15 protein-coding genes and 1 tRNA gene are annotated in these 16161 nt (G+C 25.3%); 14 read left to right on the top strand and 2 right to left on the bottom strand.

Annotation, left to right across the window (positions count from 1 at the left end; translation table 11 throughout):
* The first annotated feature begins 26 nt into the window (after positions 1–26).
* The gene (holA, locus tag SSDC_RS01175; RefSeq protein WP_020915492.1) at positions 27–1052 is read left to right on the top strand and encodes a DNA polymerase III subunit delta; all 1026 of its coding nucleotides are present in this window, start codon (positions 27–29) and stop codon (positions 1050–1052) included.
* Between the two features lie 22 nt (positions 1053–1074).
* Here holA and ftsY read toward each other — a convergent pair whose 3' ends face one another.
* Positions 1075–1983 carry a signal recognition particle-docking protein FtsY gene (gene ftsY / locus SSDC_RS01170; protein WP_020915491.1) on the bottom strand — a complete coding sequence of 303 codons (909 nt, stop codon included), beginning with the start codon at positions 1981–1983 and terminating at the stop codon, positions 1075–1077.
* Positions 1984–2162: 179 nt separating this feature from the next.
* Here ftsY and grpE point away from each other — a divergent pair, with 179 nt between their 5' ends.
* The 3 genes from grpE to dnaJ all read left to right on the top strand — a co-directional run bounded on the left by grpE (position 2163) and on the right by dnaJ (position 6054).
* Positions 2163–2846 (top strand): nucleotide exchange factor GrpE, encoded by a 684-nt coding sequence (grpE, locus tag SSDC_RS01165; RefSeq protein ID WP_020915490.1) that lies wholly within the window; start codon positions 2163–2165, stop codon positions 2844–2846.
* A 33-nt stretch (positions 2847–2879) separates the two neighbouring features.
* Entirely contained in the window at positions 2880–4799 is a 1920-nt protein-coding gene (gene dnaK, locus SSDC_RS01160) for a molecular chaperone DnaK (protein WP_020915489.1), read from the top strand.
* 133 nt (positions 4800–4932) lie between these two features.
* Complete coding sequence (gene dnaJ, locus SSDC_RS01155; RefSeq protein ID WP_020915488.1) at positions 4933–6054, top strand: molecular chaperone DnaJ; 1122 nt, start codon at positions 4933–4935, stop codon at positions 6052–6054.
* Positions 6055–6261: 207 nt separating this feature from the next.
* On the opposite strand, the gene trpS is transcribed toward dnaJ, so the two are convergent.
* A complete protein-coding gene (gene trpS, locus SSDC_RS01150) occupies positions 6262–7281 on the bottom strand; it encodes a tryptophan--tRNA ligase (RefSeq protein WP_020915487.1) in 1020 nt (339 codons plus the stop codon).
* Between the two features lie 210 nt (positions 7282–7491).
* Between trpS and SSDC_RS01145 the strand changes: the two genes are divergently transcribed.
* The 10 genes from SSDC_RS01145 to atpA all read left to right on the top strand — a co-directional run bounded on the left by SSDC_RS01145 (position 7492) and on the right by atpA (position 16142).
* Positions 7492–7577: transfer RNA gene (locus SSDC_RS01145), tRNA-Leu, on the top strand.
* Positions 7578–7645: 68 nt separating this feature from the next.
* Positions 7646–8533: a 16S rRNA (cytidine(1402)-2'-O)-methyltransferase gene (gene rsmI / locus SSDC_RS01140; RefSeq protein WP_020915485.1), complete on the top strand. Its 888-nt coding sequence runs from the start codon at positions 7646–7648 to the stop codon at positions 8531–8533.
* A gap of 248 nt (positions 8534–8781) precedes the next feature.
* On the top strand, positions 8782–9078 hold the full coding sequence (gatC, locus tag SSDC_RS01135) for an Asp-tRNA(Asn)/Glu-tRNA(Gln) amidotransferase subunit GatC (protein WP_020915484.1): 297 nt from the start codon (positions 8782–8784) through the stop codon (positions 9076–9078).
* 58 nt (positions 9079–9136) lie between these two features.
* Entirely contained in the window at positions 9137–10597 is a 1461-nt protein-coding gene (gene gatA, locus SSDC_RS01130; protein WP_020915483.1) for an Asp-tRNA(Asn)/Glu-tRNA(Gln) amidotransferase subunit GatA, read from the top strand.
* A gap of 58 nt (positions 10598–10655) precedes the next feature.
* Positions 10656–12113: an Asp-tRNA(Asn)/Glu-tRNA(Gln) amidotransferase subunit GatB gene (gatB, locus tag SSDC_RS01125; RefSeq protein ID WP_020915482.1), complete on the top strand. Its 1458-nt coding sequence runs from the start codon at positions 10656–10658 to the stop codon at positions 12111–12113.
* A gap of 158 nt (positions 12114–12271) precedes the next feature.
* Positions 12272–13102, top strand: coding sequence for a F0F1 ATP synthase subunit A (atpB, locus tag SSDC_RS01120; protein ID WP_020915481.1), 831 nt, complete (start codon positions 12272–12274; stop codon positions 13100–13102).
* 86 nt (positions 13103–13188) lie between these two features.
* Positions 13189–13434 carry a F0F1 ATP synthase subunit C gene (atpE, locus tag SSDC_RS01115; RefSeq protein ID WP_020915480.1) on the top strand — a complete coding sequence of 82 codons (246 nt, stop codon included), beginning with the start codon at positions 13189–13191 and terminating at the stop codon, positions 13432–13434.
* A gap of 85 nt (positions 13435–13519) precedes the next feature.
* Positions 13520–13990, top strand: coding sequence for a F0F1 ATP synthase subunit B (locus SSDC_RS01110; RefSeq protein WP_020915479.1), 471 nt, complete (start codon positions 13520–13522; stop codon positions 13988–13990).
* Between the two features lie 9 nt (positions 13991–13999).
* The gene (locus SSDC_RS01105) at positions 14000–14554 is read left to right on the top strand and encodes a F0F1 ATP synthase subunit delta (protein WP_020915478.1); all 555 of its coding nucleotides are present in this window, start codon (positions 14000–14002) and stop codon (positions 14552–14554) included.
* A gap of 40 nt (positions 14555–14594) precedes the next feature.
* Positions 14595–16142: a F0F1 ATP synthase subunit alpha gene (gene atpA / locus SSDC_RS01100; RefSeq protein ID WP_020915477.1), complete on the top strand. Its 1548-nt coding sequence runs from the start codon at positions 14595–14597 to the stop codon at positions 16140–16142.
* The last annotated feature ends 19 nt before the right edge of the window (positions 16143–16161 follow it).

Here is a 16161-nt window from a genome sequence, read left to right as displayed (position 1 = left end):
TTTATTTCGATAAATAGGATACCTAAATGTTTCTAAGAAATATAGAATTATTAGATAAATATCTTATAAATTCTAAAAATTTATCACCAATATATACTATATCAAGTAATGAATATCTTTTTTTACAAGAAGCTTCTGATAAAATTCGAAAACATGTTAAACATTATGGATTTCATGAAAGAAATATTTTAACAATTGATTACTTATTTAAGTGGGATGAATTATTAAAAATAAATCAAGAATTATCATTATTTTATAATAAAAAGATAATTGAATTGCGTATATCCAACATAAAACAAATTAGTAAAACAGGAGAATGTATATTAGAAAAATATATTAATAATTTAAATAAAAATAATATAACAATTATAAATTTACCGAAATTGGATTTATTATCACAAAAAAAAACCTGGATACAATTATTAAAAAATAATTTTACATTTATAGAAATACCTTCTATTAAAATAATTGATTTACCAAAATGGATTAATTCTAGATTAATTTCTCAACAACAAAATATTGATAAAAAAACATTAAATTTTATTACTGAACAAGTTGAGGGTAATTTATTAGCAGCAAATCAAGAAATAATAAAATTATTTTTTTTATATGGACCAGGAACTCTTACATTTCAACAAGTAAAAAATTCCATATCAAAAGCTGCAAAATATAATATATTTAGTATTAAAGAAAATATATTAAACGGAGATTTAATTCGTTTAATATTAATTCTTCAGGACTTAAAAAATGAAAATGAAACTTTTCCATTAATATTATGGGTTATTACACAAGAAATTTGTATTTTACTTAAATTTAAAACTGCGATTAATAATGGCAAATCTTTAAAAAATTTATTTGAAAAATATCATATTTATATAAAATATCAATCTTTAATAGAAATAGCATTAAAAAGATTGTCTTTAGATATTTTAAAATATGCATTTTATGAAATAGTTCAAATTGATAAAGAACTTAAAGGAATGCATATTAAATCTTATTATAGAGACCCATGGGTTTCATTATTTAAATTAATAATAATTTTATCAAGTTAATATAATATAAATTTTTATTTCATTAATTTTGATTTAATAAGGCATTTACAAAATCTACTGCATTAAATATTTGTAAGTCTTCAATTTTTTCTCCAATACCTATAAAATATAAAGGTATAGAATATTTTTTTGCAATCGCAGCTAATATACCCCCTTTTGTAGTACCATCTAATTTTGTAATTATTAAACCAGTAATACGTAAAATTTTAGAAAATTCTTTTATTTGAGATAATGTGTTTTGACCTGTATTTCCATCAATTATTAAAAAAATTTCATATGGTAATTCAAATATTTTTTTTTCAATTACTTTTTTAATTTTTTTTAATTCCCTCATTAAATGAGATTGAGTTGATAATCTACCAGATGTATCTACTATTACGATATCAGTATTTTTTTTTTGTGCTATATTTATCGCATTAAAAGCTATTGCGGCAGGATCAGTAATTTTTTTTTCGGATATCACAGGAACATCATTATATTTTCCTAAAATTAATAATTGTTCATATGCAGCTGCGCGAAAAGTATCACAAGCGGCTAATAATACCGATTTTTTACGTTTTTTAAAATAATTCGCTAATTTACCAATTGTAGTAGTTTTACCTACTCCATTTACTCCAACTATCATTATTACAAATGGTTTACATTTTTTAAAAATTAATGGTTTTTCTAATGATTTCAATAAGTTTACTAATAAATTATGTAAAACATTTCTAACTTGTTCTGTGTTAAATAATTTTTTTGAGTATATAATTTTTTTTAATTCACTTAACAAAAATTGTGTAGTTTCAAATCCAACATCTGCTTTTAATAAATCTGATTCAAGTTCATTATATAAATTTTTATCAATTTTTTTATTCACAATCAAAGATTTTAAGTTACAAGCAGTTTTAGATAAACTTTCTTTTAAACGCGTAATCCAATTTATTTTCATTGTTTTATTAAAATTTTATATTATAAAGAATGTTATAAGAATAGTATATTATTTTATAAAATTTTTAAAAAAAATAATAATTTATAAATATTTAAAATTTTAATTTTATAGCCCTTGAAATAAGTTATAACCACCTCAATACTAGAGTTTAGTATTTATTGATTTAGTTAGGATTTTAAATGAAAAATAATGAAAAAAAAGAAAAAATAAATACTTTTGAAAAAATAAAAAATTCTAGTTTTAAAAAAAAAGAATTTTTAAATAAAACAGTCGAAAGTAAAGAAGAAGATAAAACAGTCGAAAGTAAAGAAGAAGATAAAACAGTCGAAAGTAAAGAAGAAGATAAAACAGTCGAAAGTAAAGAAGAAGATAAAACAGTCGAAAGTAAAGAAGAAGATAAAACAGTCGAAAATGAGCTTAAAAAAAAATTAAATACCGCAGAAATAAAGGCCTCTTATATGCAAGACGCTTATCTTCGAGCTAAAGCTGAATCTGAAAATATTAGACGAAGATCTCAAGAGGATCTTGCACGCGCGTATAAATTTTCTATTGAAAATTTTGCAAAAGAGTTGTTGTCAGTAAAAGATAGTTTAGAAATGGCATTAAATGTTGAAACTCCATCTATTGAGTCTCTAAAAAAAGGTGTGGAAATAACATTAAAACAATTATCTTCTGTATTTAAAAAAAATAATTTATTAGAAATTAATCCTATAATTGGAGATAAACTTGATCCAATGAAGCATCAAGCAGTATCAACAATTTCAGCAGAACAAGAACCAAATACTATTGTAGAAGTTTTACAAAAAGGATATTTAATTTCTGAAAGATTATTACGTCCAGCTCTTGTTACTGTTGCGCAATAAATAATTTTAAATTAAATATTAAAAGGAAGAATTATGAGTAAAATTATTGGTATTGATTTAGGCACAACTAATTCATGTGTATCAATAATAGAAGGTAGTCAACCTAAAGTAATTGAAAATTCTGAAGGTGCTCGTACCACACCTTCTGTTATTGCTTATCAAGAAAACGGTGAAATACTAGTTGGGGCCCCAGCTAAACGTCAAGCAGTTACTAATCCAAAAAATACAATTTATGCTGCAAAACGATTAATTGGTCGTAAATTTGATGAAAAAGAAGTTCAAAAAGATATTTCTTTAATGCCATATAAAATTGTAAAAGCAGATAATGGTGATGCATGGATTTCTGTTCGAGGGAAAAAATTAGCTCCTCCGCAAATTTCAGCTGAGGTATTACGTAAAATGAAAAAAACCGCTGAAGATTATTTAGGAGGAGAAATAACTGAGGCTGTTATTACTGTCCCGGCGTATTTTAATGATGCTCAGCGTCAAGCAACTAAAGATGCTGGTCGTATTGCTGGATTAGAAGTAAAAAGAATTATAAACGAACCTACTGCTGCGGCACTTGCGTTTGGTCTTGATAAATCAGGGAAAAGTGATCGTAATATTGTTGTATATGATTTAGGTGGTGGAACCTTTGATGTATCTATTATTGAAATAGCTGATGTAGATGGTGAAAAACAATTTGAGGTATTATCAACAAATGGTGATACTTTTTTAGGGGGTGAGGATTTTGATCAGCGTATTATAGATTATATTTTAGATGAATTTAATAAAATTAACGGAATAGATTTACGAAAAGATTCTATTGCATTACAAAGAATAAAAGCTTCAGCAGAACGCGCTAAAATCGAATTATCTTCATCAAAACAAACTGAAATTAATGAACCTTATATTGCTATGTCTAATGGTGCTCCAGTTCATTTAAATTTAAAGATTACTCGCGCTAAATTAGAATTACTTGTTGATGAATTAATTACACGAACTATTGAACCATGTCGTATTGCAATTAAAGATGCTGGAATTAAGGTATCAGACATTAATGATATTATTTTAGTTGGTGGCATGACTCGAATGCCTAAAGTACAAGAAAAAGTAAAAGAATTTTTTGGAAAAGATCCTCGTCGTGACATAAATCCAGATGAAGCTGTAGCTGTTGGTGCCGCAATTCAAGGATCAGTGTTATCTGGAGATCGAAAAGATTTATTATTATTGGATGTAACTCCTTTGTCTTTGGGTATTGAAACTATGGGTGGTATAATGACTAAAATGATCAAGAAAAATACCACTATTCCAACAAAATTTAGTCAGGTTTTTTCTACCGCTGAAGATAATCAGCCAGCTGTAACAGTAAAAGTATATCAAGGCGAAAGAGAAATGGTCTCTGGAAATAAAATTTTAGGAGAGTTTAATTTAGAAGGTATCCCACCAGCATTACGTGGTATACCGCAAATTGAAGTAACTTTTGATATAGATGCAAATGGTATTTTGCATGTTACTGCTAAAGATAAAAAGACTGGTAAAGAAAATAAAATTACAATTAAAGCTAATTCTGGTTTAACTGAAGAAGAAATAAAAAAAATGGTACAAAGTGCCGAAGCTAATGCGGAAGAAGATAAGCGCTTAAGAGAATTAGCTGAATCTCGAAATCATGGAGAATCACTTATTCATTCAACAAAAAAATCTTTAAGTGAATATGATAATAAGTTAAATGAATCAGAGAAAGAAAAAATTAAAATAGCTATTGATGAACTTGAAAAAGCTTTAAAAAATAATGACAAATCTGTTATTGATTCTAAATCTACCGCATTATTATCTGTCTCTCAAAAATTAAATGAAAAAAAATATACAGATACACAGAAAAATACTACAACATCCAATAATGATTGTAATAGTAATAAAAATAATACAAAAAATGATAATGTTGTTGACGCTGACTTTAAAGAAGTAAAATAGTATTTTATGTAAAATAATATTTTATATTCTTTTATTTATTTTATATAAAATTACCAAAATGACTGTTTTGTCATTTTGGTAATTAAATAAATATATTTTTAATTTAAAATAATTATTGGGATTTGTGAAAAATATGGCGAAACGTGATTTTTATAAAATATTAAATTTAAAAAAAAATGCTTCTGAGAATGAAATTAAAAGAGCTTATAGAAAATTAGCTATGAAATATCATCCAGATAGAAATCCTAATAATAAAAATGCTGAAGAAAAATTTAAAGAAATTAAAGAGGCATATGAAGTATTATCGGATTCTGAGAAACGTATCATTTATGATCAATATGGACACGCAGGTATTGATCCAAACATGAGCGGGAGCAGCGCTTCTGCAGAGGCAAGTAATTTTGCTGATGCATTTGGAGATATTTTTGGAGATATTTTTGGCTCTAATCGTGACCGTGATAACAATAACAAGGGTTCAAACGGAAAAGATTTACGTTATAATCTTGAAATTACCTTAGAGCAAGCCGCTTATGGTTTTAATACTTCCATTAGAGTTCCATCATGGGATATATGCAAATCTTGCTATGGTAATGGTGCTAAAAAAGGAACTTCACCTATTTCTTGTTTTACATGCTCAGGGCAAGGGCAAGTAAGAATGCAGCAAGGATTTTTTAGTATCCAACAAACTTGTTCGAAATGTCAGGGTGCAGGAAAAGTTATTCCTCATCCTTGTTTAGATTGTAATGGAATTGGTAGAATAAAACGTAATAAAACATTAGAAGTTAAAATCCCAGCTGGAATAGAAAATAATATGCGTATTCGTTCTACCGGAAACGGTGAGCCTGGTTTGAATGGTGGATCAAATGGAAATCTTTATATTGAAATTCATATTAAGCCACATAAAGTATTTGAACGAGATGGTGATGATCTTCATTATGAAATGCCAATTTCATTTTCAACAGCAGCACTTGGGGGAGAAATTGAGGCTCCTACTCTTAATGGAAAGGCTTTTTTTGTAATTCCAGAGGGTACACAATCTGGTAAAATTTTTCGTTTACGTGGAAAGGGGATAAAAAATATACGATCTTCAATTCCAGGAGATTTATTTTGTCATGTTACTATAGAAACTCCTGTACAATTAACAGAATATCAAAAGAAGCTTTTGCGTTCATTAGAAACCTCTATTCTTGAGGGTGATTTTAAACATAATCCTAGAACTAAAATTTGGAAAAACAAAGTTAAAAATTTTTTTTAAATTTGATAAAAAAATTTTTTAAACTTATTTAAAACTAAATAAAAATTTTTACTAATTATAAATAACTATAAATTCTTATTATTTATAAATTTTTTAAAAATATTAGTTTTGTTATATTTTATATAACAAAACTAATTAATAATGAGATTATTTCAAATGATTTTATAAAATTTTTTTATTAATTTTTAAATTTTAAATTTATAATATTTAAAAATAATCTATATTCATTGCATTTTTTACTCTTTTTAATGTTTTTTCCGCTTCTTCCTGTGCTTTTTCTGATCCAATTTTTAATATATCTTGTATATATTTTTTATCCTTAGAGAGTTGTTTTCTTTTTATTCTAATTGGAAATAAAAAATCTTGCATAACTTCAATTAAATATTTTTTTATTGTCACATCTCCGAGTCCACCTTGGGTATAGTGATATTTCATATTGGCAATTTTTTTTTTATCAGTTCCAAATTGATCTAAATATGTAAATACTGGATTTCCATCAACTTTTCCTGGATCTGATATATGTAAATGGTTAGGATCAGTGTACATGTTTTTTATTTTTTTAACAATTTTATCCGGACTATCGGATAAATAAATTCCATTTTTAAGAGATTTAGACATTTTATGATGTCCATCTATTCCAGGTAAACGATTACCGTTTTTTGATAATAAAGCTTTTGGCCTTATTAAAGTATTCTTTCCGTAAATATTATTAAATGTATCAACAATTTCACATGCTTGCTCAATCATTGGTACTTGATCAATGCCTACAGGAACAATATCTGCATCAAATATAGTAATATCTGCTACTTGACTAATTGGATAAATAAAAAACCCTGCCGGAATTGATTTTTCAAATCCTTTTTGTTGTATTTCACTTTTAATAGTTGGATTCCGTGCTATTCGAGAAATATTTACTAAATTTAAATAAAGTATAGTTAATTCAGAAATTTGAGGAATCATGGATTGAATAAAAATTATATTCTTAACCGGATCAATTCCTACTGATAAATAATCTAACATAACTTCATTAATTGCATGACGAATTTTTATAGGATTAATGGCATTATCTGTTAAAGCTTGCATGTCAGCTATTATTATAAATTGAGTATATTTATCCTGTAATGCAATACGAGTTTTTAGTGATCCAGAGTAATGACCAATATGCAATGGACCCGTAGGACGATCTCCTGTTAATACACGTTTTTTTGTAAGTAAATGATATTTCATTTAATATTTAAATAGTTCCAATAATAATACTTTAATTAAAAATTTGTAAAAATAATAAATATGTAATAGTATAATTAAATATATTCCAATATATTTCTTTAAAAACATTTATAATAAAATATGAATAACATTTATATCTTAATAATAAATATTTAAGAATAAATATGCACATGTAATTTCCTCAAAATTATTATTTTATTTTTTTTAAAAGCGGATATGGCGAAATTGGTAGACGCGCTAGATTTAGGGTCTAGTGCTAAATAAGCGTATGGGTTCAAATCCCTTTATCCGCACCATAAGTTATATAAATATTTTTTTAAAAATTTTTATATAATATTGTCAATATTCAATAACATACATTTTTATGATAGATATTTCATTTTTTAATAAAATTAAATTACAAAACTATCCACATTCTACATTATATGTTTTAGCTACTCCTATTGGAAATATTTTTGATATTACATTACGAGCCTTATATGTGCTTAGTATTGTTGATTCAATAGCATGCGAAGATACTAGAAATACTAATAATTTAATAATGCAATATGGTTTATCAAAAATATTATTTTCTGTTCATAAATATAATGAATATAAAGCAACAAACACCATAATTACTAAATTAAAGAATAAAGAACGTATTGCATTAGTTTCTGATAGTGGAACACCAACTATTTCAGACCCAGGGGCTCATATTATTAGTGCCGTACAAAATGCTGGTTTAAGAGTATTACCAATTCCAGGTGCATCATCAGTCATAACTGCTTTCTGTGTTAGTGGATTAAAAAATAAAAGTTTCTACTTTTTAGGTTTTTTGCCTATTAAAAAAAAAAAACGTAAAGAAATACTAATTTCATTAATAAATACAAAATCAACCTTGATTTTATATGAAGCGCCTCATCGTATTATGAAAACAGTCCATGAATTATTACAAATATTTGGTCCAATGAGACAAATTGTATTTGCACAAGAATTAACCAAAAAATTTGAAAAAATTCATAGATGTTTTTTAAAAGATGCTATGAATTGGTTAAATAAAGATAATCATAAAAAAGGTGAATTTGTTTTATTAATTGAGTCTACATTTTTAAAAAATAACATAAATAATGTATATAATAATAAAAAAATAGATAATATATTAAAATCATTATTAAAAATATTAACATTAAAACAAACAATAGAATTATTATCAAATTTAACTGGTATTAAGAAAAATGCATTGTATAAACAAGCATTGTTGTTTAATAAATAAGTTATTTATTTAATATTAATTAAACATTTAAAATGATTAATTTTGTAATATTTCTTTACATAAGAATATATATTTTATATAATACTTTATTAAAATTTTTTAAAAAAGGTTAAAAAAAATAATTTTGTTTTGACTAAAGTTAAAACTAAAATTTAAATTTTAAAAACTTTTGAGCTTTAATATATTATATCTATTTTTTGAGATTATAATAATTAACAAATAAATTTTTATTTAACTATATTTGCATTATGTCTTTAACTGTATTAGATATTGAATCTATCGCCAATTTATCTTATCTATATATAGATAAAAATCAAGTTTATGATATTCTTGAAAAAATTAATGCTATTTTTTCTTTAATTAAATCAATCAAAAGTATTGATACAACTAACATTGAGCCACTTTATTATCCTACTTCATTGATTCAAGAAAAAATGCTTTTTTTAAGAGAAGATATAACTACTCAAAATAATTATTTTGAGAATTATCAAAATCTTGCACCAATAATACATGATAATTTATATATTGTTCCGAAAATTTTTTAATAATAAAATTTTTTTAAATTTATAAAATTATTAATTTATATTAAAATAATAAAAATTCATGTATAACAAAACTATTAAAGAATTGTCTTTATTATTAAAAAATAAAAAAATTTCTGTAATTGAACTAACAAAAATTTTTTTAGATCGTATTAAAGCTAGTAATCTAAATGCATTTATACATGTTGATGAAGAATTAACATTAATGCAAGCAAATATTGCTGAAAAAAAAATAATATCCGGTAATAATTTAACGCAATTAACAGGTATTCCAATAGCACATAAAGATATCTTTGTTACACGTCATTGGAAAACTACTGCTGGATCAAAAATGTTAGCTAATTATATTAGTCCATTTAATGCTGATATAGTAGAACGTTTAAAAAAAGCTGGTACCGTAATGCTTGGAAAACTTAATTGCGATGAATTTGCTATGGGTTCAAGTAACGAAAATTCATATTTTGGTCCAGTAAAAAATCCTTGGGATTATTCTGCTGTTCCAGGTGGATCATCAGGAGGATCTGCTGCAGCAGTAGCCGCTAGATTAGTTCCAGCTACTACAGCAAGTGATACAGGCGGATCCATTAGACAACCTGCTGCGTTGTGTGGTGTAACTGGTATTAAACCAACTTACGGAAGTATATCTCGTTATGGTATGATAGCATTTGCTTCTTCTTTAGATCAAGCTGGTCCAATAGCTAAAACCGCAGAAGATTGTGCATTGCTTTTAAATGTTATGATCGGTTTTGATAAACGTGATTCAACTAGCTTACAAAGAAAAAATGAAGATTTTAGTTATGGATTAAAAAAAAATACAAAGGGGATAAAAGGATTGCGAATTGGTATGCCTCGTGAATTTTTTAATGTAAATTTAGATACAGATGTGCAAAATGGAATATATTCTGCATTAAAAGAATTTGAAAAACTTGGTGCTAAATTAGTAGATATTTCTATGCCAAAAACAAATCTTTCTATTCCTGTTTATTATGTTATTGCACCCGCTGAAGCTGCATCTAATTTAAGTCGTTTTGATGGGGTTCGATATGGTTATCGTTCTAAAAATTATAAAAATTTGGTAGATATGTACAAAAAATCTCGAACAGAAGGTTTTGGAGAGGAGGTAAAAAGACGTATTCTAATAGGTTCACATGTATTATCGCGTGATTTTTATAACATTTATTATTTACAAGCTCAACGTATTCGAAGATTAATTTCAGAAGATTTTCAAAAAATATTCACCGGTCCAAATAGTTGTGATGTTATTATGGGTCCAGTATCACCAACAGTTGCCTGGAATATTGGGAATAAAAGGGATCCGATTGTTAATTATTTATCGGATATTTTTACTTTATCAACTAGTTTAGCTGGATTACCAGGAATGTCTATTCCATGTGGATTTAGTGTTAATAAACCAATTGGATTACAAATAATTGGTAATTATTTTAAAGAAGCGCAATTACTATATATAGCTCATCAATATCAAAATATTACTGACTGGCATCTTAAAAAACCAAAACTATAAAAACTTTTTAAAAATATTAAATGTAAAAATTTTATTTTGAAAATAATAAGGAAAAAATATGCAGTGGGAGGTTATAATTGGCCTTGAGATACACATACAACTACTAACTAAATCTAAAATTTTTAGCGAATCACCAGTTTGTTTTGGTTATAATGCAAACACTCAAATTAATCCATTTGATTTAGCGTTACCGGGTGTTTTACCGGTGCTTAATAAAAAAGCAGTAGAGTATGCTATTAAATTTGGATTAGCAATTAATGCAAAAATATCTCCATATTCAATATTTGTTCGTAAAAACTATTTTTATCCAGATTTATCAAAAGGCTATCAAATTAGTCAACTTGAATTACCTTTAATTAAAGGAGGAAATATCCTATTCCCAATAGAAGAAAAAAAACAAAAAATAAAATGGGGTTCTACAGAAATTGTTCAGGCTCATTTAGAAGAAGATGCTGGAAAATTATTGCACAAAAATTATTCTGATAAAACTGGTATTGATTTTAATCGCGCTGGGATACCTTTATTAGAAATTATAACTCAACCTAGTATGCATAGTGCTCAAGAGGCGGTATCTTGCGCTAAAAGCTTGCATTCATTAGTTATGTGGCTTGGAATTTGTGATGGAAATATGCAGAATGGATCATTTCGATGTGATGTTAATATATCTATTAAAAAGATTAATAAAAATGAATATGGTACACGTAATGAAATTAAAAATTTGAACTCATTTCGTTTCATGGAAGAGGCTATTAATTATGAAATAAATCGTCAAATTAAGTTACTTGAAAATAATAATATTATTGCACAAGAAACTCGTAGATATGATCCTGATATTAAAAAAACAATTTTAATGAGAAAAAAAGAAAATTCAAAAGATTACCGCTATTTTCCAGATCCAGATTTACCTCCGTTATTTATTTCAGATAAATGGGTTAAATATATAAAATCTACAATACCAGAACTACCTAATGTTATACGTGAACGCATAATTGCTAACTATAATTTATCTGAATTTTATGCTATAAAATTAACGCAATCAAAAAAAATAGCATATTTTTTTGAAAATTCAATAATTCATAGCGATATTTCTAAAATTAAATTACTTATTAGATGGTTAATCAAAGAAATTATACCTAAAATTAATCAAAATAATGATATTAATGATTTACCAATTACCCCAATACAATTTTCTTTTTTGCTAAAAAGAATTTTTGATGGAACAATTTCAAATAAAATTGCAAAAGATATATTTTTTATTATATGCCAAGAAAAATCTTTAGATCCTGGTATCGTGGATCATATTATTAAAACTAATAAATTATATCAAATTTCTGATTCTTCTATTTTAGAAAAAATTGTTGATACTGTATTATCTACTAATTCTAAATTGATTAAAGAATTTTATTCTGGTAAAAAACAAGCAATAAATGCATTAATTGGGAAAGCGATAAAACTTAGTAATAATAAAGCTAATCCAGTAAAATTATCAGAAATATTTAAAAAAATATTAAAATAATTAAAAATTATTATTTAGTATTTGACTGTTGTTTGACTAAACTTTATAATTTTGTAAATTTTACAGTATATAATATTATATATTATATTACATAATTTCATATTTAAATAAATTATTTCAATACTTATTTTATTCACTAGTTAATTATATACCAAATCATGTCTGCAGTTTTACTTGACGCTCGAATTGCATCAGAATATATTGCTCATCATCTTAATCATCTATCTACAGCATATCAAAAAAAAATTATTGATTTTTCAATATTTAATATAGATACTATTTTTTGGTCTATATTTACTGGTATTTTTGGTTGTTTAATTATGTATATTGCGGCAAATAAGGCAACTTCTGATATTCCTTCTAGATTTCAAGCATTTATTGAAATTATTATAGAAATGATCGAAAATCAATCCAAATCTATCATACATAATAGCAATAATCGTGAATTTATTTCTCCATTAGCATTAACAATTTTTATATGGATAACGCTTATGAATTCACTTGATTTTATTCCTGTAGATTTATTCTCATTTATATTTAAATTATTTGGATTAGAAAAACTATTTCCTTATCATCATATTGTTCCAACTGCTGATTTAAATGGTACTCTAGGTATTTCTTTTGGAATACTAATATTAATTTTATATTATAGCATTAAAACTAAAGGATTTTTTGGATTTATTTATGAAATATTTTCAGTTCCTTTTGGTATATGGTTAGCACCATTTAATTTATTGCTCAATATAATTGAATTTTTAGCAAAAACAATTTCATTAGGTATGCGTTTGTTTGGAAATATGTATGCTGGAGAATTGTTATTTTTATTAATAGCATTATTAGGATCAATTTCAACAGTTTTTGGTTTTATTGGACATACAATTATAGGTTCAATATGGACTATATTTCATATTTTAATTGTATTATTACAGGCCTTTATTTTTATGATGTTAACATTAGTTTATATTGGTCAAGCACATGAACGTCATTAAATTTAAAACCAATGATTCAATTTAACAAAAAATTTTTGATTCTCTTTTATACTTTGAAAAATTAATTTTTATATAGGAATTATATTATGACTGATCTTTCATTTATAGCTTTATCCTGTGGTTTAATTATTGGTTTAGGAGCTATTGGAGCTTGTCTTGGTATTGCTATTATGGGCGGAAAATACCTTGAAGCAGCGGCTAGGCAACCTGAGTTAATAAATGTTCTTCAAACGAAAGTATTTTTACTTGCTGGTTTGATTGATGCTGCTTTTTTAATTGGAGTTGGTATTGCCATGTTATTTGCTTTTGCAAATCCATTTATTATTAGATAAAAATTTATATAAAAATTTTATAAATTTTTTTTATTTTTTTTATATTTACTTTGTATTTTTATATTTATTTTAAAAGGAAATTAATATGAATTTAAATGCAACATTATTTATTCAATTTCTGGTATTTTTTATTTTTATAGGTTTTACAAAAAAATTTATTTGGCCTCCTTTAATTAAAGCATTAGATGATAGAAAAAAAAAAATTGCAGATATATTAGCTGCAGCTAATTCTGAAAAAGAAAAAGTATCTTATGATAGAAAACGCATACAAAAAGAATTAATAGCCACTCATGAGGAAAATAAAAATCGTATTAATTTAACTGAAAAACAATGTAAATTAATTATTGAAAAATCTAAAAAAAAAGCAACTGAAGAAGCTAATATTATTCTTTATAACGCTAGAGTAGAAATTATTAAACAAATTAATATAGCGCGTGAAAATTTACATAATGAAATAGTTAATTTAGCAATAAAAAGCGCTGAAAAAATTTTAAATAATAAAATTACTATTGAAGTTAATTCAAGTTTATTAAATCAATTAAAAATAGAATTATAAAAAATATAAATGATTGATATTTCAACTATTGCTCGACCATATTCAAAAGCATTATTTAACTTTGCTAAAGATTATAAAAAAATAGAATTTTGGAATAAATTAATTACAAAAATAGAAAAAATAATTAAAAAAATATCTATTAAGTATCCAAATATTTTAATTTTTTCAAAATATTCTGTATTACCAAATGTAGAATTAATTAAAATTATTACAAATGCTTTAAAAAAATACTCTAATAATCATGTAAAAAATTTTGTTTCTATATTGGTTATTAAAAAACGTTTATTTTTATTGCCAGAAATTATTATACAATTTAATATTATGAAAAATAAATATGAAAATGTAAATAATATTAAAATTGTTAGCGCATATACTTTGACAAATGAACAATTAAGTGATTTAATTTTTTGCTTGGAAAAAAAATTTAATTTTAAATTACGGGCATCAGTAATTATTGATAAAAGTTTAATTGGAGGATTACGTTTAATTATAAAAGATAAAGTGTTTGATTTTTCTATATATACTAAATTAAAAAAATTACATTCTACTTTAATGATTCATTAAATAATTTTAAAAATACAAAATATATTTTGGAGTTTATATAATGAAAATTAATGCGTCTGAAATTAGCACGATAATTCAAGAGCAAATTAAAAATTTTAATAATACTACCGAAATTTATAATCAAGGTAAAGTAATATCTGTTTTTGATGGTATTTGTCAAATTTATGGTTTATCAAATGCAATGCAAGGTGAAATGTTAGAATTTCCTGGTAATGTTTTTGGTTTGGCTTTAAATTTAGAAAGAGATTCTATAGGAGCAGTTATTCTTGGTAAATATGAGCATATTACGGAAGGTGATATAGTTAAATGTACAGGACGTATTTTAGAAGTTCCTATTGGCCCGGAATTATGTGGTCGAGTCATTAATGCTCTTGGTGATCCAATTGACGGAAAAGGGCCAATTAAAACAAAATTAACTGCTCCAATTGAAAAAGTTGCTCCCGGAGTAATTTCTCGACAATCAGTCTCCGAACCCCTGCAAACAGGTATTAAAGCAATAGATTCTATAGTGCCAATTGGAAAAGGTCAACGTGAATTAATTATTGGAGATAGACAAACTGGAAAATCTTCCATAGCAATAGACATAATTATTAATCAAAAAAATAAAAATGTTACTTGTATTTATGTTGCTATTGGACAAAAGATATCATCAATTAAAAAAACCGCAAATTTATTAGAAAAATATGGAGCAATGCCATATACTATTATTGTAGCTGCAACAGCTTCTGATTCTGCTTCTATGCAATTTATATCAGCTTATTCAGGTTGTACTATTGGAGAATATTTTAGAGATCATGGAAAAGATGCATTAGTTGTTTATGACGATTTATCTAAACAAGCTGTTGCTTATCGTCAAATATCATTACTCTTAAAACGACCACCAGGAAGAGAGGCTTATCCTGGAGATATATTTTATTTACATAGTCGATTATTAGAACGCTCAGCTAGAGTAAATATTAAATATGTAGAAAGTTATACAAACGGTAAAGTAACTGGTAAAACTGGATCTTTAACAGCGATACCGATTATTGAAACACAAGCGGGGGATATATCGGCATTTGTTCCAACTAATGTAATCTCAATTACTGATGGTCAAATTTTTTTAGATTCTTCATTATTTAATTCTGGTATTCGTCCAGCAATTAATGCAGGTATTTCTGTTTCAAGAGTTGGTGGTGCCGCACAAATTAAATTCATTAAAAAATTATCTAGCAATATTCGCACAGATTTAGCTCAATATCGTGAATTGGCTGCATTTTCACAATTTTCATCAGATTTAGATTTAGTTACTAGAAAGCAGCTTGATCGTGGTGCACGAGTAACTGAATTATTAAAACAAAAACAATATTCTCCGTTACCTGTTTCATTGATAGCTGTAATATTATTTGCTATTAATAAAGGTTTTTTAGATGATATAGAAATTAAAAAAATATTAAATTTTGAATCTTCTTTATATAAATTTATGAAAACATGTCAAAATTCTATTTTAGAAAAAATTAAAAATGTAAATGAATTTAATGCAGATATAGAGGATTCCTTAACTACTATTTTAATAAATTTTAAGAAATCTTATGATGCTAAAATATAAAAATAATTTTATAAATTAA

Source organism: Candidatus Profftella armatura (assembly GCF_000441555.1).
Lineage (GTDB): Bacteria > Pseudomonadota > Gammaproteobacteria > Burkholderiales > Burkholderiaceae > Profftella > Profftella armatura.
This window is presented reverse-complemented; position numbering and strand designations above follow the sequence as displayed.

Excerpts from the sequence above, each read along its gene's own strand:
- holA (WP_020915492.1), top strand. The coding sequence starts at position 27 with ATGTTTCTAAGAAATATAGAATTATTAGATAAATATCTTATAAATTCT.
- ftsY (WP_020915491.1), bottom strand. The coding sequence starts at position 1,983 with ATGAAAATAAATTGGATTACGCGTTTAAAAGAAAGTTTATCTAAAACT.
- grpE (WP_020915490.1), top strand. The coding sequence starts at position 2,163 with ATGAAAAATAATGAAAAAAAAGAAAAAATAAATACTTTTGAAAAAATA.
- dnaK (WP_020915489.1), top strand. The coding sequence starts at position 2,880 with ATGAGTAAAATTATTGGTATTGATTTAGGCACAACTAATTCATGTGTA.
- dnaJ (WP_020915488.1), top strand. The coding sequence starts at position 4,933 with ATGGCGAAACGTGATTTTTATAAAATATTAAATTTAAAAAAAAATGCT.
- trpS (WP_020915487.1), bottom strand. The coding sequence starts at position 7,281 with ATGAAATATCATTTACTTACAAAAAAACGTGTATTAACAGGAGATCGT.
- rsmI (WP_020915485.1), top strand. The coding sequence starts at position 7,646 with ATGATAGATATTTCATTTTTTAATAAAATTAAATTACAAAACTATCCA.
- gatC (WP_020915484.1), top strand. The coding sequence starts at position 8,782 with ATGTCTTTAACTGTATTAGATATTGAATCTATCGCCAATTTATCTTAT.
- gatA (WP_020915483.1), top strand. The coding sequence starts at position 9,137 with ATGTATAACAAAACTATTAAAGAATTGTCTTTATTATTAAAAAATAAA.
- gatB (WP_020915482.1), top strand. The coding sequence starts at position 10,656 with ATGCAGTGGGAGGTTATAATTGGCCTTGAGATACACATACAACTACTA.
- atpB (WP_020915481.1), top strand. The coding sequence starts at position 12,272 with ATGTCTGCAGTTTTACTTGACGCTCGAATTGCATCAGAATATATTGCT.
- atpE (WP_020915480.1), top strand. The coding sequence starts at position 13,189 with ATGACTGATCTTTCATTTATAGCTTTATCCTGTGGTTTAATTATTGGT.
- SSDC_RS01110 (WP_020915479.1), top strand. The coding sequence starts at position 13,520 with ATGAATTTAAATGCAACATTATTTATTCAATTTCTGGTATTTTTTATT.
- SSDC_RS01105 (WP_020915478.1), top strand. The coding sequence starts at position 14,000 with ATGATTGATATTTCAACTATTGCTCGACCATATTCAAAAGCATTATTT.
- atpA (WP_020915477.1), top strand. The coding sequence starts at position 14,595 with ATGAAAATTAATGCGTCTGAAATTAGCACGATAATTCAAGAGCAAATT.